Annotated in this window: 26 protein-coding genes; 15 read left to right on the forward strand and 11 right to left on the reverse strand. The window is 66.3% G+C overall.

Annotated features, from left to right (window positions below):
- Positions 1 to 29: 29 nt before the first annotated feature.
- Both serS and AVZ66_RS11480 read left to right on the forward strand, forming a co-directional pair.
- Complete coding sequence (serS, locus tag AVZ66_RS11475; RefSeq protein ID WP_058984211.1) at positions 30 to 1,409, forward strand: serine--tRNA ligase; 1,380 nt, start codon at positions 30 to 32, stop codon at positions 1,407 to 1,409.
- A 73-nt stretch (positions 1,410 to 1,482) separates the two neighbouring features.
- Positions 1,483 to 2,451, forward strand: coding sequence for a TIGR03557 family F420-dependent LLM class oxidoreductase (locus tag AVZ66_RS11480; RefSeq protein WP_058984212.1), 969 nt, complete (start codon positions 1,483 to 1,485; stop codon positions 2,449 to 2,451).
- Here the strand turns inward: AVZ66_RS11480 and AVZ66_RS11485 are convergent.
- Entirely contained in the window at positions 2,403 to 2,768 is a 366-nt protein-coding gene (locus AVZ66_RS11485) for a nuclear transport factor 2 family protein (protein ID WP_058984213.1), read from the reverse strand. The genes AVZ66_RS11480 and AVZ66_RS11485 overlap by 49 nt on opposite strands.
- Positions 2,769 to 2,868: 100 nt before the next feature.
- On the opposite strand from AVZ66_RS11485, the gene AVZ66_RS11490 reads away from it, so the two are divergent.
- Positions 2,869 to 3,366 carry a DUF367 family protein gene (locus tag AVZ66_RS11490; RefSeq protein ID WP_058984214.1) on the forward strand — a complete coding sequence of 166 codons (498 nt, stop codon included), beginning with the start codon at positions 2,869 to 2,871 and terminating at the stop codon, positions 3,364 to 3,366.
- Positions 3,367 to 3,641: 275 nt separating this feature from the next.
- Positions 3,642 to 3,785, forward strand: a complete 144-nt coding sequence (locus tag AVZ66_RS11495; RefSeq protein ID WP_058984215.1) for a 50S ribosomal protein L40e — start codon at positions 3,642 to 3,644, stop codon at positions 3,783 to 3,785.
- On the opposite strand, the gene AVZ66_RS11500 is transcribed toward AVZ66_RS11495, so the two are convergent.
- Both AVZ66_RS11500 and AVZ66_RS11505 read right to left on the reverse strand, forming a co-directional pair.
- The gene (locus AVZ66_RS11500) at positions 3,786 to 4,385 is read right to left on the reverse strand and encodes a GNAT family N-acetyltransferase (protein ID WP_058984216.1); all 600 of its coding nucleotides are present in this window, start codon (positions 4,383 to 4,385) and stop codon (positions 3,786 to 3,788) included. It abuts the gene before it with no gap.
- A gap of 61 nt (positions 4,386 to 4,446) precedes the next feature.
- Positions 4,447 to 5,055 carry an MBL fold metallo-hydrolase gene (locus AVZ66_RS11505; RefSeq protein WP_058984217.1) on the reverse strand — a complete coding sequence of 203 codons (609 nt, stop codon included), beginning with the start codon at positions 5,053 to 5,055 and terminating at the stop codon, positions 4,447 to 4,449.
- A gap of 107 nt (positions 5,056 to 5,162) precedes the next feature.
- On the opposite strand from AVZ66_RS11505, the gene AVZ66_RS11510 reads away from it, so the two are divergent.
- The 3 genes from AVZ66_RS11510 (at position 5,163) to AVZ66_RS11520 (ending at position 6,798) form a co-directional block, all read left to right on the forward strand.
- Positions 5,163 to 5,342: a DUF5786 family protein gene (locus AVZ66_RS11510; protein ID WP_058984218.1), complete on the forward strand. Its 180-nt coding sequence runs from the start codon at positions 5,163 to 5,165 to the stop codon at positions 5,340 to 5,342.
- A gap of 211 nt (positions 5,343 to 5,553) precedes the next feature.
- Positions 5,554 to 6,105: a DUF99 family protein gene (locus AVZ66_RS11515; protein WP_058984219.1), complete on the forward strand. Its 552-nt coding sequence runs from the start codon at positions 5,554 to 5,556 to the stop codon at positions 6,103 to 6,105.
- Between the two features lie 93 nt (positions 6,106 to 6,198).
- Positions 6,199 to 6,798 carry a uracil-DNA glycosylase family protein gene (locus AVZ66_RS11520; RefSeq protein ID WP_058984220.1) on the forward strand — a complete coding sequence of 200 codons (600 nt, stop codon included), beginning with the start codon at positions 6,199 to 6,201 and terminating at the stop codon, positions 6,796 to 6,798.
- Position 6,799: 1 nt separating this feature from the next.
- Here AVZ66_RS11520 and phnE read toward each other — a convergent pair whose 3' ends face one another.
- From phnE to AVZ66_RS11535, 3 genes are all read right to left on the reverse strand, one after another.
- Entirely contained in the window at positions 6,800 to 7,813 is a 1,014-nt protein-coding gene (gene phnE, locus AVZ66_RS11525; RefSeq protein WP_058984221.1) for a phosphonate ABC transporter, permease protein PhnE, read from the reverse strand.
- Complete coding sequence (phnC, locus tag AVZ66_RS11530; protein WP_058984222.1) at positions 7,810 to 8,553, reverse strand: phosphonate ABC transporter ATP-binding protein; 744 nt, start codon at positions 8,551 to 8,553, stop codon at positions 7,810 to 7,812. Before phnC ends, phnE begins: the two co-directional genes overlap by 4 nt.
- Before the next feature lie 87 nt (positions 8,554 to 8,640).
- Positions 8,641 to 9,660, reverse strand: coding sequence for a phosphate/phosphite/phosphonate ABC transporter substrate-binding protein (locus AVZ66_RS11535; protein ID WP_058984223.1), 1,020 nt, complete (start codon positions 9,658 to 9,660; stop codon positions 8,641 to 8,643).
- 130 nt (positions 9,661 to 9,790) lie between these two features.
- On the opposite strand from AVZ66_RS11535, the gene hisH reads away from it, so the two are divergent.
- Positions 9,791 to 10,447, forward strand: coding sequence for an imidazole glycerol phosphate synthase subunit HisH (hisH, locus tag AVZ66_RS11540; RefSeq protein WP_058984710.1), 657 nt, complete (start codon positions 9,791 to 9,793; stop codon positions 10,445 to 10,447).
- Positions 10,448 to 10,727: 280 nt separating this feature from the next.
- On the opposite strand, the gene AVZ66_RS11545 is transcribed toward hisH, so the two are convergent.
- Positions 10,728 to 11,066 carry a hypothetical protein gene (locus AVZ66_RS11545; protein ID WP_058984224.1) on the reverse strand — a complete coding sequence of 113 codons (339 nt, stop codon included), beginning with the start codon at positions 11,064 to 11,066 and terminating at the stop codon, positions 10,728 to 10,730.
- Positions 11,067 to 11,296: 230 nt separating this feature from the next.
- Between AVZ66_RS11545 and AVZ66_RS17070 the strand changes: the two genes are divergently transcribed.
- From AVZ66_RS17070 to AVZ66_RS11570, 6 genes are all read left to right on the forward strand, one after another.
- Positions 11,297 to 11,428 carry a hypothetical protein gene (locus AVZ66_RS17070; RefSeq protein ID WP_269432488.1) on the forward strand — a complete coding sequence of 44 codons (132 nt, stop codon included), beginning with the start codon at positions 11,297 to 11,299 and terminating at the stop codon, positions 11,426 to 11,428.
- Positions 11,421 to 12,473, forward strand: a complete 1,053-nt coding sequence (gene aceA / locus AVZ66_RS11550; RefSeq protein ID WP_058984225.1) for an isocitrate lyase — start codon at positions 11,421 to 11,423, stop codon at positions 12,471 to 12,473. Before AVZ66_RS17070 ends, aceA begins: the two co-directional genes overlap by 8 nt.
- Positions 12,466 to 13,776, forward strand: coding sequence for a malate synthase AceB (gene aceB, locus AVZ66_RS11555; RefSeq protein WP_058984226.1), 1,311 nt, complete (start codon positions 12,466 to 12,468; stop codon positions 13,774 to 13,776). The genes aceA and aceB overlap by 8 nt, the downstream gene beginning before the upstream one ends.
- Before the next feature lie 240 nt (positions 13,777 to 14,016).
- Positions 14,017 to 15,135, forward strand: a complete 1,119-nt coding sequence (locus AVZ66_RS11560) for a tRNA (guanine(26)-N(2))-dimethyltransferase (protein ID WP_058984227.1) — start codon at positions 14,017 to 14,019, stop codon at positions 15,133 to 15,135.
- A 49-nt stretch (positions 15,136 to 15,184) separates the two neighbouring features.
- Positions 15,185 to 16,354, forward strand: coding sequence for a YihY/virulence factor BrkB family protein (locus AVZ66_RS11565; protein WP_331456484.1), 1,170 nt, complete (start codon positions 15,185 to 15,187; stop codon positions 16,352 to 16,354).
- Positions 16,351 to 17,175, forward strand: coding sequence for a phosphatase PAP2 family protein (locus tag AVZ66_RS11570; RefSeq protein WP_082678876.1), 825 nt, complete (start codon positions 16,351 to 16,353; stop codon positions 17,173 to 17,175). Before AVZ66_RS11565 ends, AVZ66_RS11570 begins: the two co-directional genes overlap by 4 nt.
- A 52-nt stretch (positions 17,176 to 17,227) precedes the next feature.
- Here AVZ66_RS11570 and glnA read toward each other — a convergent pair whose 3' ends face one another.
- Complete coding sequence (glnA, locus tag AVZ66_RS11575) at positions 17,228 to 18,604, reverse strand: type I glutamate--ammonia ligase (protein WP_058984229.1); 1,377 nt, start codon at positions 18,602 to 18,604, stop codon at positions 17,228 to 17,230.
- A 124-nt stretch (positions 18,605 to 18,728) separates the two neighbouring features.
- Here glnA and lrp point away from each other — a divergent pair, with 124 nt between their 5' ends.
- Positions 18,729 to 19,190: an HTH-type transcriptional regulator Lrp gene (lrp, locus tag AVZ66_RS11580; RefSeq protein ID WP_058984230.1), complete on the forward strand. Its 462-nt coding sequence runs from the start codon at positions 18,729 to 18,731 to the stop codon at positions 19,188 to 19,190.
- 318 nt (positions 19,191 to 19,508) lie between these two features.
- Here lrp and thsB read toward each other — a convergent pair whose 3' ends face one another.
- The 3 genes from thsB to AVZ66_RS11595 all read right to left on the reverse strand — a co-directional run bounded on the left by thsB (position 19,509) and on the right by AVZ66_RS11595 (position 21,860).
- A complete protein-coding gene (gene thsB, locus AVZ66_RS11585; RefSeq protein ID WP_058984231.1) occupies positions 19,509 to 21,176 on the reverse strand; it encodes a thermosome subunit beta in 1,668 nt (555 codons plus the stop codon).
- 169 nt (positions 21,177 to 21,345) lie between these two features.
- Positions 21,346 to 21,567: a TRAM domain-containing protein gene (locus AVZ66_RS11590; RefSeq protein ID WP_058984232.1), complete on the reverse strand. Its 222-nt coding sequence runs from the start codon at positions 21,565 to 21,567 to the stop codon at positions 21,346 to 21,348.
- A gap of 53 nt (positions 21,568 to 21,620) precedes the next feature.
- Positions 21,621 to 21,860, reverse strand: a complete 240-nt coding sequence (locus AVZ66_RS11595) for a hypothetical protein (protein WP_058984233.1) — start codon at positions 21,858 to 21,860, stop codon at positions 21,621 to 21,623.
- Between the last annotated feature and the right edge of the window lie 264 nt (positions 21,861 to 22,124).

Below are 22,124 nucleotides of genomic sequence, written 5' to 3' on the forward strand. Positions count from 1 at the left end.
CTTGCCGCCGCCCCCGCAAACTCGGGCAAATGCTGAGCAGACAGTACGTCCGCGAACACCCCGAGGAGGTCCGCGAGGCCCTACAGAAGAAGGGCGTGGACGCGGACCTCGACCGGATTCTGGAAGTCGACGAGGAGTGGCGGGAACTCAAAGCCCGCGGCGACGAACTCCGCCACGAGCGCAACGAGGTCTCCTCGAAAATCGGCGAACTCAAACAGGAAGGCAACGAGGAGGCGGCCGAGGAAGCCATCGAGCGCTCGCAGGAACTCAAGGACGAACTCGAAGACGTCGAGGCGCGCGCGGACGAACTCGAAACCGAACTGGAGCGCAAACTGCTCACGCTCCCGATGGTCCCCCACGAAGACGTGCCCGTGGGCGTCGACGAGTCCGACAACGTCGAGCGCCGCCGCGAGGGCTTCGACGACCTCCGCGACCTCCCCGAGGCGGTGACGCCCCACTACGACCTCGGCGAGGAACTGGACATCCTGGACTTCGAGCGCGGCGCGAAGGTCTCGGGCGGCGGCTTCTACTTCGCGAAGGGCGCTGGCGCGCGCCTCGAACACGCGCTCGTGCAGTTCATGCTCGACGTCCACCGCGAGCAGGGCTACGAGGACGTCTTCCCGCCGATTCCCGTGAACTCGAAGTCGATGGAGGGGACCGGCCAGTTCCCGAAGTTCGTCGAGGACGCCTACCGCATCGGCGACGTCAACGAAGCCGACTACGAGGACGACGACCTCTGGCTGCTCCCCACGGCGGAGGTCCCGGTGACGAACATGTACCGCGACGAGATTCTGCTCAGCGACGACCTCCCGCACAAGGTGCAGGCGTACTCGCCGAACTTCCGCCGGGAGGCCGGCGAGCACGGCACCGAGACCCGCGGCATCGTGCGCGTCCACCAGTTCAACAAGGTGGAGATGGTGAACTTCGTCGAACCCGAGAACAGCGACGAGCGCTTCGAAGGCCTCGTCGACGAGGCCGAAGAAGTGCTGCGCCGCCTCGACCTCCCCTACCGGATTCTGGAGATGTGTACGGGCGACCTCGGGTTCACGCAGGCGAAGAAGTACGACGTCGAGGTCTGGGCGCCCGGCGACGACATGGACGACGGCCCCGAGGAGGGCGGCCGCTGGCTGGAAGTCTCGTCGGTGTCGAACTTCGAGGACTTCCAAGCCCGGCGCGCGGGCATCCAGTACCGCCCCGAGCGCCACGAGAGCGCGGAGTACCTCCACACGCTGAACGGGTCGGGGCTCGCCGTCCCGCGCGTGCTCGTCGCCGTCCTCGAATACTACCAGAACGACGACGGCACCGTCGACGTGCCCGAGGCGCTCCAGCCGTACATGAACGGCCAGGAAGTCGTCGAGGGGTCGCGGAAAGTCGGCGAGTCGGCGCTCGGCGCGGGCGACCGCGAGTAGGTCGGCGAGTAGGCTTTTCCTCGTTCGCTCCGACCCGTCGCGTATGCACGCGACCACGCGGAGGTGCGAGTGAATGGTGGACCTCGGGTACACGCTCTCCAGCGAGGAGCACGAACCGAACGACCTCGTCGAGCACGCCGCGCGCGCGGAGGACGCGGGGTTCGACTTCCTCTCGATCTCGGACCACTTCCACCCGTGGGTGAGCCAGCAGGGCGAGAGCGGGTTCGTCTGGTCGACGCTCGGCGGCGTCGCGCACGCCACCGACGACATCCCGGTTGGCGTCGGCGTCGTCTGCCCTATCATGCGCTACCACCCCGCCATCGTCGCGCAGGCGTCGGCGTCGGTGGCGTCGATGCTCGACGGCCGGTTCTTCCTCGGCGTCGGCACGGGCGAACTGCTCAACGAGCATATCGTCGGCGAGCACTGGCCCGAACACGCCGTCCGCCTCGACATGCTCGAAGAGGCCGTCGAAATCATCCGGAAACTCTGGGCGGGCGGCCAGCGAAGCTACCACGGCGAGCACTTCACCGTCGAGAACGCGCGACTGTTCACGCGCCCCGAGGAGACCCCGCCGATTGTCGTGTCCGCGTACGGCCCCGCGACGGCGAAGCGCGCCGCCGAAATCGGGGACGGCTTCTGGTCGGTCGGCCCGCAGGACGCGGTTCGGAGGTGGGAAGAACACGGCGGCGAAGGCCCCCGGTACACGCAGTTGAGCGTCTGTTACGCCGACAGCGAGGCCGAAGCAATCGAGACAGCCTACGAGTGGTGGCCCAACACCGCGCTCCCGGGCGAACTCGCCTCGCAGTTGCCGACGACCGCGCACTTCGAGCAGGCCTGCGAGATGGTCACCAGAGACGACATCAGGGAGTCCGGGCTCGTTACCAGTCCCGACCCCGAGGCTCACGTCGCCGCCCTCGAGAATGCGGTGGACGCGGGCTACGACCGCGTGTACGTCCACCAGGTCGGCCCCGACCAGGAGGGATTCTTCGAGTTCTACGAGGAAGAGGTGCTGCCGGCCGTCGAGTCGATATCTCCGGCGTAAGTGGTCAGTCCCACGATTTCGCCGGCTTCGGTGTCGAAGGCGTCCACGAACGCGAACAGCTCCCTGCCGTCGTCTTCGGCCAGCAGGCGCCCGTGGACCGCGACGCCGCCCGCGCCGTCGTACACCGCGTCGACGACGTGGCGGGTGTCCGTTCGCGGGCGGTCCTCACGCATGAACGAGACGAACGCCTCGCGCCCGGACAGCGTCATGTCCGGGCGTACGTGCTCGAACTCCGGCGCGAGCAGCGCGCCGAGTGCGTCGTAGTCCCCGGCGTCGATGGCGTCGTAGTACGCCTCCGCGAGCGCGTCGTCGTCCATACCCGATAGTGGATTCGCCCGGATAAGAAACCGGTGGAGCGACGCACAGCCGCCACCCGGCGAACGGGGTGTTTTTCCTCCGTGACGGACTACACGAGGTGTGGACCTGCACGTCCGGTACGAGGGCGACGACGACCCCGAGAAGTGTACGGCGCGCAAGCTCGCGCGCTTCGACGAGGCCGTCCTGCACGAGACGGCGCGCGCGACGCCGTACGGGGTCGTCCTGAACCCGCACGCCGACACCGCGCTGTCGCCCGCGGACGCCGACCACGGGCGGCTGGTGGCGCTGGACTGCTCGTGGGAGACCGCGGGCGAAGCGATGTTTACAATCGACGGCGAGCACCGCGCGCTCCCGTTCCTCGTCGCCGCCAACCCCGTGAACTACGGGCAGCCGTTCCAGCTCAACACCGTGGAGGCGTTCGCCGCCGGGCTGTGCATCCTCGGCGAGCGCGAGCACGCCGAGCGCATTCTCTCGAAGTTCACGTGGGGGCACACGTTCCTCGAACTCAACGAGGAGCCGCTCCGGCGCTACAGTGAGTGCGCGGACTCCGCCGAAGTCGTCGCGGTACAGGAGGACTACCTCGCCGACGAGGACTGAGTTTCCGGCATCCTCGTGCCGGATTGAACACCCGGTATCTTAGTGCAAGGTTCGTCAGCCGGTAGCCTGGCGGTCGCCGGGAGAGCTGCGCTCTCCCGAGACGCCGAAAATCGCTCTGCGATTTTCGGAAGAATCACCAAGGGCGACCGAGCGAGCGGCGCGAGGCGCTCCGCGCCTCGGAATGAGCGAACGGCGACTGGAAGGAGCCGCGAGCAGCGAGCGAGGGAGGGCTTGGTTTCGAACCGCTTAAACGCGCCCCGGGCGAACGGGAGCGCATGAGCGAGTCCATCGAGGCCCGACTGCTCGAGAAACAGATCTGCATGCGCTGTAACGCCCGGAACCCGAAGCGCGCCTCCGAGTGCCGCAAGTGCGGGTACAAGAACCTGCGCCCGAAGGCCAAGGAGTCCCGTTCGACGTAATCAGTTCTTCTCGCCGTCCCACTCGTCTTCGAGCACCGAGTAGTAACGCACGTCTCGGTACGCGTTATCGACGAACACCTCGTCGCGGTGGGTCCCCTCCAGTTCGAAACCGAGGCGCTCCCAGATGCCCGCGGACGCCTCGTTGCCCTCGAAGACGCGCGCGACGACGCGGTGGCGGCGGTGCTGGGCGAACGCGTAGTTCGTGATGAGGCGGCCGGCCTCGGTGCCGTAGCCGTTCCCCCAGAACTCCTCAGCGAGGAAGATGCCGACCTCGGCGCTGCCGTTGACATCGTCGACGCCGTGGACGCCGACGCTGCCGACTGGCTGCTTACCCTCAGAACGCGACGCGTTCTGATGAACTTCGGAATCGCTCCGCGATTTCCGAGCGTCCACCGCGACGACGAAGTTCACGTCCCCGTTGTCGTCGCTGGCGTGTTCCTCGTACCACTCTCGCTCCTGTTTCTCGGTCAGCGGCGTGCGCGCGGACAGCGACGGCCAGACGGCGGGGTCGTTGAGCGTCTCGCGGAGGAACGGCAAGTCGTCCTCGGCGACCGCACAGAGGTCGACGGCGTCGCCTTCCACGAATGGTCTCCCGGGCATGGGAAGAACGCACGCGACCGCCGGGAAAAAGCGTTCTCGTGGTGTGACAGGCAGTTACACGCTACTCGTCGTACTTCGGTTCGCGGCGCTCGGCGCGTTCGAGCGCGCGCTCGACGACCGCGCGGACATCGCCGTCGAAGACGCTGCCGTGGCCGGCGTACATGTGTTCGACCGAATCGGGCATTCTGTCGAGCAGTTCGCGGACGCTCCCGATGAGACGCTCGCGGGACTGGCCAGCCATGTCGGTGCGGCCGAAACTCCCGTCGTCGAACGCGCCGTCGTCGTGCACGACGACGTCCCCCGAGAACAGCGCGGCGTCCGAAACCAGCGACACGTGGTCGGAAGCGTGCCCGGGCGTGAACACGACGTCGCAGTCCTCGGTGCCGACGCGCACGCGGTCGCCGTCGCCGAGTTCGTGCGTGCGGAGGCGGTGGTCAGCGAACGCGTACACGTCCGGGTCGAAGGCGTCCACGACGGCGTCCAGTTGTTCGACGTGGTCGCCGTGCTGGTGCGTGAGGACGACGCGTTCGACGTCGTCGACGTGGCGCCGAATCTCGTCGACGACGCCGTCGTAGGCGCCGGCGTCCACGAGCGTCGGTTCGTCGCCGGGCACGAGGTAGGCGTTACACGTGAACGTCTCGGCGTCGCGGGTGACGTTGACTACGTCCATGTGTACACAGAGGCCCGCGTGCGTGGTAAAACGGCGTGGTTTTTTCACGCTTCGCGGTCAAATTGGCGAGGAATTTTTGAGGGAGGGAGACGTACGTCTACCCGGCTATGGGTTTCGGGAGCTACGACGAATCCGAGCAGGAGAACCAGTCTCTCGACTCAGACGACATCGACGCCGACGACGGCATCGACACCGCCGAGTACGAGCACAGCGGCGACGTGAGCTACGAAATCGGCGCGTCGAACGACGAACTCCTCGACCGGCTGGAAGACATCAAAGGCGAGTAGCGTGGACGACCGCAGGGAGTCCACGGAACGACCGAGTGGCGAGGGACGGAGTCCCTCGGACCGTTCGAGCGGGCGAAGCCCGCGAGAAGACGGGGAGGAACGACTCGCGAGTTGCGTGACCGAACGCAGTGAGGTCACGTTGTTGCGAGCGGCACAGCCGCGATCCGCGTGGCCGACGCGTGAGTGACGCGGGACTGCGAGGGGGGACAGCATGAAATCGGGGACGCGGGCGCTCGGCGTGGCGGAGTCCTACCGGGGTGAGGAGTCCACGCTGGGCGGCGCCGTCGTGCGCGCGTCTCGCGTCGTCGACGGATTCTCGTTCGCTTCTTGTGCGGTCGGTGGCCTCGACAGCACCGCGGCCGTCGCCGACTGCTACCGGCAGTTGGACCGCGAGGACGTCCAGTACGTCCTCGTCTCGGGCATCGCGCCCGCGTGGTTCAACGTCGTGGACCTCCACGCCGTCCACGACGCCGTCGAACGGCCCGTGCTCTCCGTCTCCTTCGAGGACAGCGAGGGGCTCGCGGACACCATCCGCGAGGAGTTCTCCGGGGACGCCCGCGAGGAGCGACTCGAAATCTACGACCGCCAGCCCGAACGCCAGCCCGTCGACGTGAACGGCGAGCGAGTATTCGTTCGGGCGGTCGGCTGCGAGAATCCTGCAGAGGTCGTGCGCGCGTTCACGCCCGAGGGCGGCCGCCCGGAGCCGCTTCGAGTCGCCCGACTGGCGGCGCGAGCGGTCGAACGAAGTGAGACGGGTGACTGAGGAGGGGTGAACGTAGTGAGCCGCGCAGCCGCTGAGCGCGAGCTGCCGTCCGGGTCTGTAACGCTTAACCCGGCGGCCGTGGTCGGCACACGCATGAGCGACACCGACGGGATGGAGGGCTTGGAAGTCACGGAGTGCACGCGCTGCGAGGCGCTCGTCGACTCGCGTAGCCGAATCGTCGACGGCGACGGCCCCGAGGACGCAGGCGTACTGTTCGTCGGGGAGGCGCCGGGCGCGAACGAGGACGAGGAGGGCGTGCCGTTCGTCGGGCGCAGCGGCGACGTGCTCGACGACGAACTCCGGGACGCCGGGCTCTCGCGGGCGGACGTCCGCATCACGAACTGCGTGCGGTGTCGACCGCCCGAGAACCGCGACCCCAACAACGAAGAGTTAGCGAACTGCCGGCCGTACCTCGAGCGCGAAATCGAACTCGTCGACCCCGACGTTGTCGTCACGCTCGGGAAAGTGCCCGGCGAACACCTGCTCGGGCGGGACGTCGCGGTGACCAGCGAAGCAGGCGACATCGAGCGCGTCGAACTCGGCGGCGAACCCCGGGACGTGTTGATTTGCCTGCACCCGGCGGCGACGCTGTACGACGCCAGTCAGCGGGACGCGTTCACGGAGACGATAGCGAAAGCGGCGACGATGGCGGGCGCGGAGGGGAGCGGCCAGTCGCGTCTCGGAGATTACTGAGTTACTGCCAGAGCGTGCGGACCATCCGCTGGGGGAACTCCACGATGAGCGAGATGAGACCGTCGGACTGCTCGGTACCCCGAATGTAGGACCGGACGCGCTGGCTGACGATTTCCACGGAGATGACGAGCACGAAGATGACCAGAATCGTCGCCATCATATTCGTGTACTTGAACAGCCCACGCTGGGTCAGGAGCACGTAACCGAGCCCGCCACCGCCAATGAGACCCATGGTGACGGCGATGCGCGTGTTAATTTCGAGGATGTACATCGTCCACGCGATGAACGGCGAGAATACCTGACTCAGCATTCCGAAGACGACACGCTGCGGTCCATTTGCGCCCGTGGAACCGATTGCCTCGATAGGGCCGTCTTCGACTTCTTCGAGGGCGTCCGTGAACAGACGACCGAGGTTCCCCATAGTGTCAGTGCCAATCGCGAGCGTCGCTGTAAATGGCGTGACACCACCGAGCGGAATGTAGATGAGCGCCCAGACGAGCGCGGGAATCGCGCGGATGACGCTCATCGTCCCGCGGAAGATGAAATTAAACGGGTACGGAGTAACACGCTCGGAACCCAGCACGCCCAACAGAAGTGCGCCCGGAAGACCGAGCACAGTGCCCGCGAATCCCATCGCGAGCGTGACGAACATCTGGCCAGGGATGAACGTCCAGTTCCAGAACGCGACGCCGGCGCCGTTCGTCTGTACCTGGAAGAGGAGGTTGTTCTGTTGGATGAATGACCAGTACGCGCCCGTGTCGACGAACGGGAGACCGAACAGTTCGCCCGGCGGGAAGAACTGAACGAGCGCGTCTTGGAACTCCGGCAAGTACTCCATAATTTCCGAGATGGAGAACCCGACTTGGCCGAGCGCCAGCGAGAACAGCCACCCGAACACCACGAGCGCGAATACGGCAAACACCTGTCGCGCACGCTTGTTGATGCGTAGTCGAGTGAACTGCTCTTGAACCGACTCCGAAATCGAGGATTCCGCGTTTTCTGCGTCCGTGCTCATGCTTCGGCCTCCGTACGAATGGCTTCAGTCTCGATATTCCCGTAGATTTCGTCGATGACATCGACCGTGAGGTCATCGCGGTAGCCGTCGAAGATCATCTCACCGTCCTTCATCCCGATGAAGCGCTCCCCGAACTCACGGGCGATGTTCACCTGATGGAGGCTTGCAAGCGTCGACAAGCCGCGCTCGTTGGCGGCCTGACGGACGTACGCCATCACTTGCTCGGCGGAAGCCGGGTCGAGACTCGCGACGGGTTCGTCGGCAAGGAGGAGGTTCGGCTTCTGGACGAGCGCACGAGCGATACCGACTCGCTGCTGTTGGCCGCCGCTCATCTGGCCGACCGACTGCCCGGATTCATCGAGCAGTCCAACGGTTTCGAGGGCGCGTAACGCCTCGTACTTATCCTCTTCAGTGTATCTCCCGAAGAGACTATTGAGGAACGAGGTCCGACCGAGTGCGCCCGTGAGGGCGTTGTTGTACGCGCTCATCTCCTCGATGAGATAGTGTTGCTGGAACACCATCGCGACATCGTCCCGGGGTCCTTCTACAGGGTCGTTGTTGATAGTAATCGTACCCTCCGTCGGCTCGGTGATACCGTTGAGACAGCGCAGGAGCGTCGATTTCCCTGCGCCAGACTCACCGAGCACGACGACGAACTCGCCGTCGGGGATGGTGAACGAGACATCGTCGACAGCTTGGATTTCGCCGTATGATTTGCTCAGGTTTGAAACTTCAATCATTGGTCGTACGGCCGCCTGACCCGACTGTCGGGCTTGTAGGGGGTCATCACGGGGAACAAATAGGTTAATCGATTAGCAGCGTCGCCGTTACGCGTTCCCGAGTTCGACGCCGAGCTCGTCGAAGGCGTCGCGAACCGGCTGGTAGTCCTCGACGGAGCCCTCGTTGAGTCCCGTGAACCAGAGCTGCTGGTCGTCACCGAGGTCCTCGTTGATGAGGTCTTCCTCGGTGGCCGCCAGTAGCGCATCCGTCACGTCCGACTTGACCGTCGAATCGAGTCCCGAGCGGATGAGGATGGGCGCACGCGGAATCGGGTTCGAGCACGACAGCAACTGGAGCTCGGGGCTCTCAGTGCCGAGGTCGCCGTCGTTCTCCGCAGACATCTCAAGGAACTGCTCCGGGAACTGGTCTTTCGGCACGTGGGGGGCCGTGGAGAACGCGCCGGTACCGGCGGCCTTCACGGGGTCGCGGTTGATTAGGGTCTCACGCGCCTGCGAGTGGTCAGACCACTGGCCGTCGAAGTCGTTCGGCGTGCCGTTCGGCGCGCCACCGGTGTCGAGGCCAGCCTTCTTGAGCATGTACAGCGGGAAGACGGAGCCGCTGGTCGACAGTCGGTCAGCGAACGCGACCGTTTCGCCTTCGAGGTCTGCGAGCTCCTCGATGTCGCTGTCCGGCAGCGTCGTGATGAGTGAGAAGTACTTCGCGGCGCCGTACGCGATGCGGATGCCGGCGACTTCCGCGACGTCGTTGTCGGCGCTCTGGATGGCGATTGCGGGCGCAGCGTCCGCAACGTCAGTCTGTCCAGCCTCCAGCGAGGAGTACACCGCCGCGTAGTCCGCGGCGACGCTCGATGAGATGGAGACATCTGCCTCGGACTCCAGGTAGTCGAACATCGGCTGGTACTGCTGCTGGACATCGACATCGGATTCTGCGGGTGTGAGCGTGAACGTCAGTTCCGCCGGGCCGCTACTCGTCGTGCCCGTCGTCGTCCCGCTGCTCTCGGTGCCGCCGCCGTCACCGTCGCCGCCGCCCGTACAGCCAGCGAGTCCAGTGAGTCCAGCGATACTTGTCGCGCCTGCGATTTTGAGGAATTTGCGTCGTCCCGCCATGGGGAATTCGTTTGTGAATATGAGAGGTCGATGAAAAGGTTTGTCCTTCAACTATATCGAGAGGTACCCATTACTATGTACCAAACGGTGGAGGGAAACCCACTTGCAACTGGGGGGCGAAGTCACGAACATGAGTATCTCGTCGGCAGACCAGACGACGGCCTCGGTCGTCGTCGTGGACTACGGACTGGGGAACCTCCGGAGCGTCACGCGCGGGCTCGAACGCGCGAACGCGGCCGTGACAATCTCCGACGACCCGGGCGCGCTCGACGACGCCGACGGCATCGTGTTGCCGGGCGTCGGCGCGTTCGGGGACGGCATGGAGAACGCGGGACCGTTTCGCGACGCGCTCGTCGACGCCGCCGACGAGGGCCGCCCGCTGTTCGGCATCTGTCTCGGGATGCAGATGTTGCTCACGGAGAGCGAGGAGGCCGAACGCGAGGGACAGGGCGACGTGAAGGGGCTCGATCTGATTCCGGGGCGCAACCGCCGATTCACGGGCGACGTGAAGGTCCCGCACATGGGCTGGAACGAGCTCGACGTCATGCGCGAGCACCCGCTCGTCGAGGGCGTCGATGGGGAGTACGCGTACTTCGTCCACTCCTACTACGCCGAGCCCGACAGCGACGACCACGTCGTCGCCGAAACCGACTACGGCGAGGCGTTCCCCTCCATCGTCGCCAACGACGAGGGCAACGTCTTCGGCACGCAGTTCCACCCCGAGAAGTCCGGGGAGACCGGCCTCCAGATTCTCCGGAACTTCGTGGACATCTGCGCCGACCAGTAGCCGTCAGCGATTCTCGGACCCGAACAGCATTTTCCTCCCGCTCCGTCGACAGCGAGCGTACGACCACTGTAGCGTAGGTTCGTGAGGAAGAGGACGGCGTACTGACCAACCGACAACGGGCATCCGCGAGCGAGCGGTTCGTAGAACCCGAGCGACGCGGTTCACCGCGCGAACGCAGTGAGCGCGGGCCGAGGAACCCCCGGAGGGGGTGACGCTGGCTTTTTCCGCAAGTTTTTGCAAGCGAGCGGCCTGCGGCCGCGAGCGCAGCAAAAAGTGCGTCTTAGAGAAAATCCCGGACTTCGCTGTAGTACATGTCGTGGTGGTCGACTTCGCCGACGCGTTCGGCGACGTCGACGGCGATGGCGTGCCAGCAGGATTCGTCGGGGTCGAGGTTGTACTGGCTGTCTTGGCAGTTGCAGTTGCCGGCTTCGACGATGTACTCGTCTTCGTGGCCGACGACGACGGTGAAGTCGTTGTACTGTTTGACGCGGCCTTCGCTGGCGGCTTCGATGGCGCGTTGGCCGCGGTCGCCGTGTTCGGCGAGGATGCGTTGGGTGATGGGGGCGGTGAGTTCGCCGGTGTCGGCGAGTGCGGCCCGCCAGTCGTCGACCTCGGGCACACCGGCATTTCGGCGGGGCGTGGTTTAGCAGGTTCGGTGCCAATCGTGGTATGGATTGACGTATCAAAATAAGTCTTTAATTATTGTTAATGCCATTCGACCCATATTACATTATTATTCATTAACTTTATGCGGGTTGCCGTCCCGTCACCAATCGCAATGCACGTAGCACCGAAGGACACGCCCGCTCGCACCGCTTCCCGACCGACGCGACAGACCACCACACCACCATGCCCACCTACACCGACATAGAGAACACCGGCGCCCCCGTCGTCCCGGACCTCCGAGGCGACGCCGACACAGAAGAATCGCTATCCGAGACCGTCTGGAGCCACCGACACACGGAGCCTACTGATGAGTGACGACTACCCCGACTACACGCACCGAGACATCGACAACGCCGCCGCGCGCGAGTTCCGCGAGCTGCTCGCGGACGACGACCCCTACGTGTTCGCGCCCGGCCTCTACCACGCCCTCGACGCGCGCCTCGCCGAGCGCGCCGGCCACGACGCCGTCTACATGAGCGGCTACTCGACGGTCCTCGGGCAGTTCGGCTTCCCGGACCTCGAGATGGTGTCGATGACCGAGATGGTCGAGAACGCCAAGCGCATCGTCGACGCCACCAGCCTCCCCGTGGTCGCCGACGCCGACACCGGCTACGGCGGCGTCCACAACGTCCGACGCGCCGTCCGCGAGTACGAGAAGGCCGGCGTCGCCGCCATCCACATCGAAGACCAGACCACCCCGAAGCGCTGTGGCCACATCGCCGGGAAGGAAATCGTCTCCCGCGAGAAGGCACAGGCGCGCTTCGAGGCCGCCGTCGACGCCAAGCAGTCCGAGGACACCGTGATTATCGCGCGCACGGACGCCTACGGCTCCGCGAACGGCGACTGGGAGGAACACCTCGAACGCGGCCGCATCTACGCCGACGCCGGCGTCGACCTCGTGTGGCCCGAGATGCCCGACCCGTCCCGCGAGGACGCCGTCGAGTACGCCGAGACCATCCACGAGACCCACCCGGACCTCGACCTGGCGTTCAACTACTCGTCGTCGTTCGCGTGGAGCGAGGAAGAGGACCCGCTCACCTTCGAGGAGCTCGGCGACCTCGGCTACGAGTACATCTTCATCACCCTCTACGGCCTCCACTCGGGCGCCCACGCGGTGTACGAGGACATGGAGAACATCGCGAACAACGCCGAGCAAGCCCAGTTCGACCTCGAAGACCGCTACCTCGGCCACGAGACCGAGTCCCACCACGACCTCTCGCTGGTCAGTCGCTACCAGGACATCGAGACCCAGTTCGACCCCGAGGCGCGCCGCCGCATCGAGGAGTCCGAGGGGTACAGCGAGGACGAGAGCGACCCCATCTCGGCCGACGGCGAGACCACGCCAGCACAGGATGACTGACCCGACCGCGCGCCACTACGACCGCGAGTTCGTGCGGACGTTCTTCACGTCCCCGACGGCGGTCGAGGGCGAGGACGACTCCGCGAAGATGCTGCGGCGAGCGGCGCAACTGCGCGGCATCGAGGCGCCCGACGTCTGGGTGCCGGACAACGAGGACGCCACCGCGCCGTCGATGCGCGCGGAGGGCGCGCGGAACATCGTCGACGTGGTGAGCGAGCACGGCGCCGACTTCCCCGGGGAAATCCATCCCCGAGTGGTCTGGCACCGCGAGCGCCCCGGGACGCGATACCGAGGGTTCCAGCAGATGCTCACCATCGCCGACCCCGAGGGCGGCGCCGTCGAGCACATCGACGGCTTCGTGATTCCGGAGGTCGGCGACATCGACGACTGGAAGAAGGCCGACGAGGCCATCACCGTCGTCGAACACGAACACGGCCTCGACGAGGGCAGCATCTCGATGTCGGTCATCGTCGAGAGCGGCGAAGCCGAACTCGCGATGGGCGACCTCCGCGAGGAGATGGGCAAGCCGTCGAACAACCTCGAACGCATGTTCCTGCTCGTCGACGGCGAAGTCGACTACACGAAGGACATGCGCGCGATGACGCCCACCGGGGAGCTGCCGCCGTGGCCGGAGCTACGCCACAACACTTCGCGCGGCGCCAGCGCCGCGGGCCTCGTGGCCGTCGACGGCCCCTACGACGACATCCGCGACGTCGAGGGGTACCGCCAGCGCATGCGCGACAACCGCGCGAAGGGAATGACCGGCATCTGGTCGCTCACCCCCGCACAGGTCGAGGCGGCCAACACCGCGCCGCTCCCGCCCGAGACCGGGAGTTGGCTGCTCGACGTGGGCAGCCGCGAGGTCGAACTCGACGCGGAGGACGGCCGCCAACTCTACGACGGCGAGGACCTCTCGCTCTCGGAGACCGACGGCGGCTACGTGCTCCGCGCGGGCGGCGACGAACGCGAACTCGACGCGGAGGAACTCCGCGAGGAACTGCTCGACCGGACGTCGTACGTCCCCAGCATGAACGACATCGTCGACTCCATGGAGGAGTTCGAGGCCGCCAAGGAGGCGGGCAAGGGCGCCATCGCGATGGCCCAGTCCGCCACCCTCGACATCGACGGCGTCACCGTGGACCTCAGCAAGGACCGCATGTGGGACGAGGCCACCTATCAGGCCGCGCAGACGCCGATTACGCTGTTCCAGGACGTCTACGAGCACCGCCCCGACCAACACGACGACTTAGAGGCGAAGTACGGTTCGGACGTCGTCGAACGCGCGACGAACGTCGGAAACTAACGACGCCGGGCCGCACGCGGACGTGCTCACCCCCGCCCGCGGCCCGCCGCGTCGCTCGCCGTCGGCATCAACGGCGACACTCTTTCGCGGTGAGCGTTGTCGTTCGCTCACCGCTCGCTTGGCCCGAGAGACTTCGTCTCTCGCGGCTCACGGCTCACTGCGTTCGCCGTTCGCATTTCCGAGGGCGCAAAGCGCCCTCGCAACCGTCGGCCTTTTTTCCACGTCCCCCCGAGTAGCGGTATGCTCGTCGAGGAAGGCGGCGTGACCGTCGAAGTGCCCGGGGAGGCCGGCGGCGGCGACGGCGCCGGCGAAGGCGTGTTCTTCAACCCGACGCAGGAACTCAACCGGGACCTGACGGTCGCGGCGCTGTCGGCGTACCGCGAGCGCGAACCGCGCGCGGAGACGTACCTCGACGCGATGGCCGCCAGCGGCATCCGCGGGGTGCGCGCGGCGGAAAACGACTGGACGACCACGCTCGCGGACCTCGACCCCGACGCTGTCGAACTCGCGCGCGAGAACCTCGCGCGAAACGGCCTCGACGGCGAGGTCGTCCAGCGCAACGTCAACAGCCTCCTCCACGAGGACGGCCAGTTCTTCGACGTGGTGGACCTCGACCCGTTCGGCACGCCGATTCCGTTCGCGGACGCGGCGTTCGCGAACGCCCGCAACCTCGTCTGCGTCACCGCGACCGACACCGCGCCGCTGTGTGGCGCGCACTTCGAGTCCGGCGTCCGGAAGTACGCCGCTGTCCCCCGGAACACCGAGTACCACGCCGAGATGGGGCTGCGCGTGCTGCTGTCCGCGCTCGCCCGCACCGCCGCGCGCTACGACGTCGGCGTCACGCCAATCTTCAGTCACGTCAGCGACCACTACGTCCGCACGTATCTGGACCTCTCCCACACCGCGACCGAGGCCAACGAGACAATCGACGAGCTCGGCTACGTCTACCACTGCCAGGAGTGTCTCCACCGCGAGCACGAGTACGGCCTGACTGCGCACCCGCCGGAGACGTGCGCGCACTGCGGCGGCCGACAGGTGCTGCCCGCGGGCCCGCTGTGGCTCGGCCCCGCCCACGAGGAAGCGTTCGTCGACACGGTGCGCGAGCACGTCACCGACTACATGGGGACCGCCAAGCGCGCGCGGAAGCTCCTCGACACCATCGCGGGCGAACTTCACGAGCCCACGCACTTCGACCAGCACCGCCTCTACAAGCAGTGGGGAGAGCCCGCCGTCGGCATGGACGAGTTCCTCGACGAACTCCGCGAGGCGGGCCTGGCGGCCTCGCGCACGCAGTACGGCGGCACGACGTTCAAGACCGACGGCACGCTCGCCGACGTCGAGGCCGCGGTCCGCGAGTAGGCGTCGCGCAGTAGCCCGATTTATGACCCACCACGTCGAAGCCGGTGACGTGACACGAATCGGGTCCGCCGTCGCGGTTGCGCGACGCGTCGCCGGCACCGCCAGAGACGAGCAAGTGACGTTCCTCTCGGCGGCCGTCGCCTACTACGCGTTCGTCTCCCTGATTCCGCTACTAGTGCTCGCCGTCGCGGTCGGCACGGCGCTCGGCGGCATCGGCCTCGTCGATAGCGTCGTCGGCGCGCTCGACGCGTTCCTCACGGTGTCCGGCGAGACGGCCCTCCGAGACGCGATGACAGACGGCCGCGGGCGCACGAGCGCGACCGTCGTCAGTCTCCTCCTGTTGACGTGGTCCGCGCTCAAACTGTTCCGCGGCCTCGACGTGGCGTTCTCGCAGGTGTACGGCGTGCAGAAGCCCGAGTCGCTGCTCGAACAGGTCATCGACGGTGTCGTCGTCCTGTTGACGCTGCCACTGGCGGTCGGCGCGGCAATCGTCGTGACCGTGCTGGTGCCGTACCTCGACATCGTGCCGTATCTGGACCTCGCCAGCGCGCTGACGCTGCCCGTCGCGCTCACGCTCGTGTTCCTGCCGTCGTACTACGTCTTCCCGGATGTCGAGATGTCCGTGCGAGAGGCACTGCCGGGCGCGGCGTTCGCCGCGGTCGGGTGGGCGCTGCTCGCGCAGGGGTTCCGCGGGTACGCCGCGTACGTCGGCGGCGGCGAACTGTACGGGATTCTCGGGGGCGCGTTGCTGTTGGTGACGTGGCTGTACTTCGGCGGCATCGTTATCACGCTCGGCGCGGTACTCAACGCCGTGCTGTCGGGACGACCTGACGACGACGAGACGCCCGAGCGAGAGCCCCCCGACGAGGCGCCGGACGTCGCCGAACTCGGCGCAGAAGTCGAGGCGCTGCGCGCGGAGCTAGACGAGAAGACCGTCCGCAAGTCCGAACTGGAGGCGGACCTCAAGCAGTACGTCCGCCAGCGCCTGCGCCGCGGGAAAGCCCGCGGCTGGGGGCCGTACCTCGTGTTGCTGTACGGCACCCTGATGACCGTCGGGGCGTTCCACTACCTCGGCGGCGGGTGGTCCATACTGGCGATGCTCGTGGTGTGGCTGTCCACGCTGGGACTGTACGTGGTGATGGTGCTGTTCGGCCTGAGCGTCAGCGCCGTCGGACTACCGGGCCGGGTCGCCGACCGCGTGCGGTCGTGGCGACAGTGACTGCACTCGACCGGAACGCCGGCGTCACCGAGGCGATAGCGGGGAGCATCCCCGAGGCGCTGGTGCCGGTGTTCGTGGTGTTGACGTTCCTCGGGAGCACGTGGTTCGTGGTCTCCGCCGGCCCCGCAGTCTACTTGTTCGGCCCGCGACGAGACTGGCTGTCCCGCCGCGACGGAGCGCGCCTGCTCGCGGTGAGCATCGGCGCGCTCGCCCTCGTTGTGCTCGCGAAGGGGTTGTTCGCGGAGCCCCGACCCACAGCGTCGGTGATGCGCATCGCCGAGGACGGCAACGGCTTCCCGAGCGGTCACGCCACCGGCGCGGCGGCGTTCTACGGCGGACTCGCGGCGCTCCTCGACGTCGGCGACCGCGCACGGCGGTACGCCGCGGCTGCCGGAATGATTGCGCTCGTGGCGTTCACGCGGCTCGCGCTCGGCGTCCACTACTTCGCGGACGTCGCGGCGGGCGCGCTCCTCGGAACGGCGTTCGTCGCGGCGCTGCTCGCGCTCACGCACCGCCGCGTCGGCTACGGGTTCGTCGTCGCGACCCTCACAGCCGTCGCGGCCCTCGTGCTCGTCGGCCCAACCGAAGACCCGGTCGCCGCGCTCGGCGGAACCCTCGGCGCGCTCGTCGGCTGGTGGCTGGTGACCCGCCGCGGCGCACTCCCGAACGACGTCTCGGTGAAGACCGCCGTGCCCGTGCTCGCCGTGCTCGGCGGCGGCGCCGCGCTCACACTGAACCTGGGCGCGGCGCTCCCGGTGGTCGGCGTCGCGCACGCCGCCGCGGGCGTCGCGTTCGTCGCACTCCCGGTGCTGCGGCGCTAACGCCGTCGCTGGTCGGCGCGCGGCGCGAAAGAAAAAGTCGGAGCGTGACCGATTAGAACTTCTCGAGGTAGCGGTCGAGCTCCCAGTCGGAGACGTCGACGCGGTAGTCGTCGTACTCGGCGTTCTTCGCTTCGAGGAACTTCTCGGAGACGTGCTCGCCGAGCGCGTCCAGCACGACCTCGTCGTCCTCGAGTTCGTCGAGGGCGTCGCCGAGGTTCGACGGCAGCGTCTCGATGCCGTACTCGTCGCGTTTGGCCTCGTCGAACTCGTAGATGTTCTCGCGGACCGGGTCCGGGCACTCCAGCCCCTTCTCGATGCCGTCGAGGCCGGCGTGGATGAGCGCCGCGAACGCCAGATACGGGTTACACGACGGGTCCGGGAAGCGCGCTTCGATACGGCTGGCGGCGGGCACGCGGGCCGCCGGCTTCCGGATGAGCGCCGAGCGGTTGCGGTCCGACCACGCGACGTACACCGGCGCTTCGTAGCCGGGGACGAGGCGCTTGTAGGAGTTCACGGTCGGGTTCGTGACCGCGGCCAGCGCGGGCGCGTGTTCGAGGACGCCGGCGGTGAACTGCTTGGCCGTCTCCGAGAGGTCGAACTCGTCGTCGCCGTCGTGGAACGCGTTCTCGCCGTCCTCGGTGAACAGCGAGATGTGCGTGTGCATGCCGGAGCCGTTGATGCGCGGGATGGGCTTGGGCATGAACGTCGCGTGGAGGTCGTGCTGTGCGGCGATGGCGCGCACGACCGTCCGGAACGTCCCGACGTTGTCGGCCGTCGTGAGTGCGTCGTCGTACTCGAAGTTGATCTCGTGTTGGCCCTGCGCGACCTCGTGGTGGGAGGCCTCGATTTCGAAGCCCATGTCTTCGAGGCCGTAGATGATGTCGCGGCGGACGTCGCTGGCGAGGTCCTTCGGCGCGAGGTCGAAGTAGCCGCCGGCGTCGTTGGTCTTCGTGGTGGCGCGGCCGTCCTCGTCCTCCTCGAAGAGGAAGAACTCGGGTTCGGGCGCGGCGTTGACCTTGTACCCCATCTCCTCGGCGCGGTCGAGGGCCTGCTGGAGCACGTAGCGCGGGTCGCCCTCGAAGGGTTCGCCGGTCGAGGTGTTGATGACGTCACAGATGAGACGCGCAGCGCCGCCCTCCTCAGAGTCCTCGCGGGTGCGCCACGGGAGCACGGAGAACGTCTCGGGGTCGGGCTTGAGACGCATGTCCGACTCCTGGATGCGCACGAAGCCGTCGATGGAGGAGCCGTCGAAGTAGATGCCGTCCTCGAACGCCTTCTCCGCCTGCGTGGCGGGGATGGAGACGTTCTTCACGGTGCCGAGGATGTCCGTGAACTGGAGACGGAGGAAGTCGATGTTCTGTTCTTCTATCTTCTCGAGTACCGCCTGCTCGCTCGGGCCGAGGCCCTCACTAGGATTCCCGTTCGTCATATCTGTGGACACTGCAGACGACTACATCCACCATTAAAGCAGTAGCGGTTAGCGTAATTTTGAGCGACGCCCCGATAACTGCACATTCGTAAACTTCTATACCCCCGAGACGGTAGGGGAGTGTATGACGTACGAAAACCTCGACGCGCACCTCGTCAACGAACTCCTCGCCGACGGCCGCGCGAGCCTCCGCAGTCTCGCCGACGAACTGGACGTATCGGTCACTACTGTCTCCAACCACCTCAAAGACTTGGAAAACGAGGGCGTCATCGAGGGGTACGTCCCCATCGTCGACTACGACCAACTCGGCTACGACGTCACCGCCATCATCCAACTCAAAGTCGAGGGTGGCGCGCTCCCCGGCATCACCGACCGCTTCCGCGACCACAAGCAGATGGTCTCCGTCTACGAGGTCACCGGCGACCACGACGTCATCGCCGTCGGGAAGTTCCACGACACCGACGACATGAACGCGCTCATCAAGGAGCTGCTCTCGGACGCCGACATCAAGGAGTCCAACACCAGCGTCGTGCTCAACGCCGCCGCCGAACACGAGCAGTTCGAACTCGACGTCGACGACGAGTAACGCGACCACCCCTTTCTGCGACCACGCTGACGCGGAGCCGCCGCTAACCGACGAAGCGCCGAAAGAAAATCGCGAGCAGTCAACAGGCGGTGCAGCGCGGAGCGGGAGCATTCGGCGGCCGTAGGCCGCCGATTCACCGCGCCGTCAGGCGCGGGCCCCGAGGACCCCCGAAGTGGGGTCCGACGGGGCTTTTTAGCGTAGCTTTTTCCCAACGAACGAGCGGCGCGAAGCGCCGCGAGTGAGTGCAGGAAAAAGGTACTACATCATTCCCGACTGAGCGGAGCTCCGTCGGCTGCTGTAAAATCGGCAGGGCCGATTTTACATCATCCCGCCCATGCCGCCGCCCATGCCACCTGCGGGGCCGCCGGCACCGCCCTCGTCGCCCTTGTCGGTCGAGAGGTCGCCGGCGGAGATGATGTCGTCAATTTTGAGCACGAGGTTCGCGGCCTCGGAAGCACTGGTGACGGCCTGCTCTTTGGCGTGTGCGGGCTCGACGACACCGGCTTCGAAGGTGTCCTCGAGGTTGCCAGTGAGCACGTTCAGGCCGGTACGCTCCTCGCCGGACTCGTGCGCGGAGCGCAGGTCGACGAGCGTGTCGATGGAGTCGAGGCCGGCGTTCTCGGCGAGCACGCGCGGCACGAGCTCCAGCGAGTCGGCGAACGCCTCGACAGCGAGCTGCTCGCGGCCGGAGACGGAGTCCGCGAAGTCGCGGAGGCGGTCTGCGACCTCGACCTCGATGGCGCCGCCACCGGGGAGGACGCGGCCGTCCGAGAGCGTCTGCGCGGAGACGTCGAGCGCGTCAGTGACGCCGCGTTCGAGCTCGTCGACGACGTGGTCGGTGGACGCGCGCAGGAGGATGGTGACGCCGTGGGCGTTCTCGTCGTGGCCCTCGACGTAGAAGAGTTCGTCCTCGCTGTCGCGGGAGACGGAGCCGCTGGCGACGTCGGCTTCGGTCGCGGAGTCGAGGTCCGTGACGACCGTCGTGTTGAGGACGTTCGTCAGGAACTCGATGTCGGACTTCTTCGTGCGGCGCACCGCGAGGATGCCCTCCTTCGCGAGGTAGTGCTGGGCCATGTCGTCGATGCCCTTCTGGCAGAAGACGACGTTCGCGCCGGTGTCGACAATCTGCTGGACCTTCTGCTTGAGCTGCTCCTCTTCCTGGTCGAGGAAGGACTGGAGCTGGTCGGGGCTCTCGATGTTGACCGAGGTGTCGGCTTCGGCTTCCTCGACCTCGATGGCCTCGTTCAGCAGGAGGATTTTGGCGTCGTCGACGTTCGTGGGCATCTCGTCGTGGACCGGGTCCTTGTCGATGGCGCCACCGACGAGGAGTTCGGAGTCACCGACCGCGCGGCCGGTCTGGGTCTCGACGTTGATGTTGGCGGCGTCGACGACGGTGCTGCCGTCGGCGGCCTTGACGGAGACCTGATTGATTGCTTCGTAGATGATACCGGAGAGGAGCTCCTTGTCGAGCTCCGCGCCCTTGCCGGTCATCGAAGTCTCGGCGACGCTGCGGATGAGGTCCTCGTCTTCGGGGTCGACGTCGATAGCGACGTTGTCGACTTCCTCGCGGGCCTGCTCTGCGGCGAGGTTGTAGCCCTTGATGATGGCGGTCGGGTGGATGTCTCGCTCGAGGAGGTCCTCGGCGTTCTTGAGGAGTTCGCCCGCGATGGCGACCGCGGTCGTCGTGCCGTCGCCGGCTTCGTCTTCCTGCGTCTCGGCGACTTCGACGATCATCTCCGCGGTCGGGTTGTCGATGTCCATCTCCTGGAGGATGGTGACGCCGTCGTTCGTGATGGTGACGTCGCCCATCGAGGAGACGAGCATCTTGTCCATGCCTTTCGGGCCGAGTGTGGACCGAACGGCGTCCGCGACGGCTCGCGCCGCGGAGATGTTGTGTTCCTGAGCGTCCTTGTCCTTCACGCGCTGTGCGTCGTCACCCATGATGATCATGGGCTGACCCTGCATCCGCTGCTGTTGTTGAGCCATAGGTACCTGAAGGATTGATTGTGATTCTATATAAAGGCTTCTATTCGTCGTCGCGGTGGCTGCGCCGGCGGACGCGGGACACGCCCTGAGTCCCGTGGAAAATCACTACAGGACCCGAATAGTGTGTTATCCGTTCACACGAGTAGGATGAGGTGAAGCGGGGTTTAAGTTACTCGACGTCGGATTCGTGCTCGACCAGCTCCGCCGTCGCGAACTCCGGCTCGACCCGGTCGATGCGCACCCGCACGCGGTCGCCCATTTCGCCCTCGGGAACCAGCACCACGAAGTCGTCGACGTGTGCGATGCCGTCGCCCTCGTCGCCGATGTCTTCGACGTCCACGACATACTCCCCGTCCTCCTCGACCGGTACGGGTGTGTCTGATTCGCGCATACACTCTCGTTCCCAACCCGGCGAAAAGAGCGCTGGGGCCGAACGCGAGCCGGTCAGGACTCGTGGTGCGCGCGCCACACCGCTTCGAGGTCGTCGCGGAAGTCGTGGAACTCGTTGACCGCGTAGTGGTGTGCACCGAGCTGCTCGCCGAGCTGCTCGCCGGTCTCTTCGTCGACCAGCGCGTAGTACTCGCGCACGACGTCGCCGTCCTCGCGTTCCTCCTCGACTTTCTCCAACAAGAGGTCGCCGTACTCGACGCTCTCGCCCAACTCGTGGTACCCCAGCTCCAGCACCTTCCGCGTGGTGTCCGCGTCGATGTTCGGAGTTCCATACCGACGACTCCGGCCAGGCCCCAAGTAGGCGCTGTGGCCGTTCGTCGGAAAACTCGAAGTACTCGATTACGCTTCAAGCTATAGACGCCCGAAATTCCCGCCAGTAAAGCGAGCATACGCGCGGCGAAGCCGCGCGTTTCACCGCGGCGAGCGCAGCGAGTCGCGGGACGTTTTTAGCGTAGATTTTTACGACGAGTGGTGTGCGAGCGCAGCGAGCGCACCCGA

It is taken from the genome of Halobacterium sp. CBA1132 (genome assembly GCF_001485535.1).
Taxonomy (GTDB): Archaea; Halobacteriota; Halobacteria; order Halobacteriales; family Halobacteriaceae; genus Halobacterium.

Excerpts from the sequence above, each read along its gene's own strand:
- serS (WP_058984211.1), top strand. The coding sequence starts at position 30 with ATGCTGAGCAGACAGTACGTCCGCGAACACCCCGAGGAGGTCCGCGAG.
- AVZ66_RS11480 (WP_058984212.1), top strand. The coding sequence starts at position 1,483 with ATGGTGGACCTCGGGTACACGCTCTCCAGCGAGGAGCACGAACCGAAC.
- AVZ66_RS11485 (WP_058984213.1), bottom strand. The coding sequence starts at position 2,768 with ATGGACGACGACGCGCTCGCGGAGGCGTACTACGACGCCATCGACGCC.
- AVZ66_RS11495 (WP_058984215.1), top strand. The coding sequence starts at position 3,642 with ATGAGCGAGTCCATCGAGGCCCGACTGCTCGAGAAACAGATCTGCATG.
- AVZ66_RS11500 (WP_058984216.1), bottom strand. The coding sequence starts at position 4,385 with ATGCCCGGGAGACCATTCGTGGAAGGCGACGCCGTCGACCTCTGTGCG.
- AVZ66_RS11505 (WP_058984217.1), bottom strand. The coding sequence starts at position 5,055 with ATGGACGTAGTCAACGTCACCCGCGACGCCGAGACGTTCACGTGTAAC.
- AVZ66_RS11510 (WP_058984218.1), top strand. The coding sequence starts at position 5,163 with ATGGGTTTCGGGAGCTACGACGAATCCGAGCAGGAGAACCAGTCTCTC.
- AVZ66_RS11515 (WP_058984219.1), top strand. The coding sequence starts at position 5,554 with ATGAAATCGGGGACGCGGGCGCTCGGCGTGGCGGAGTCCTACCGGGGT.
- AVZ66_RS11520 (WP_058984220.1), top strand. The coding sequence starts at position 6,199 with ATGAGCGACACCGACGGGATGGAGGGCTTGGAAGTCACGGAGTGCACG.
- phnE (WP_058984221.1), bottom strand. The coding sequence starts at position 7,813 with ATGAGCACGGACGCAGAAAACGCGGAATCCTCGATTTCGGAGTCGGTT.
- phnC (WP_058984222.1), bottom strand. The coding sequence starts at position 8,553 with ATGATTGAAGTTTCAAACCTGAGCAAATCATACGGCGAAATCCAAGCT.
- AVZ66_RS11535 (WP_058984223.1), bottom strand. The coding sequence starts at position 9,660 with ATGGCGGGACGACGCAAATTCCTCAAAATCGCAGGCGCGACAAGTATC.
- hisH (WP_058984710.1), top strand. The coding sequence starts at position 9,791 with ATGAGTATCTCGTCGGCAGACCAGACGACGGCCTCGGTCGTCGTCGTG.
- AVZ66_RS17070 (WP_269432488.1), top strand. The coding sequence starts at position 11,297 with ATGCCCACCTACACCGACATAGAGAACACCGGCGCCCCCGTCGTCCCG.
- aceA (WP_058984225.1), top strand. The coding sequence starts at position 11,421 with ATGAGTGACGACTACCCCGACTACACGCACCGAGACATCGACAACGCC.
- aceB (WP_058984226.1), top strand. The coding sequence starts at position 12,466 with ATGACTGACCCGACCGCGCGCCACTACGACCGCGAGTTCGTGCGGACG.
- AVZ66_RS11560 (WP_058984227.1), top strand. The coding sequence starts at position 14,017 with ATGCTCGTCGAGGAAGGCGGCGTGACCGTCGAAGTGCCCGGGGAGGCC.
- glnA (WP_058984229.1), bottom strand. The coding sequence starts at position 18,604 with ATGACGAACGGGAATCCTAGTGAGGGCCTCGGCCCGAGCGAGCAGGCG.
- lrp (WP_058984230.1), top strand. The coding sequence starts at position 18,729 with ATGACGTACGAAAACCTCGACGCGCACCTCGTCAACGAACTCCTCGCC.
- thsB (WP_058984231.1), bottom strand. The coding sequence starts at position 21,176 with ATGGCTCAACAACAGCAGCGGATGCAGGGTCAGCCCATGATCATCATG.
- AVZ66_RS11590 (WP_058984232.1), bottom strand. The coding sequence starts at position 21,567 with ATGCGCGAATCAGACACACCCGTACCGGTCGAGGAGGACGGGGAGTAT.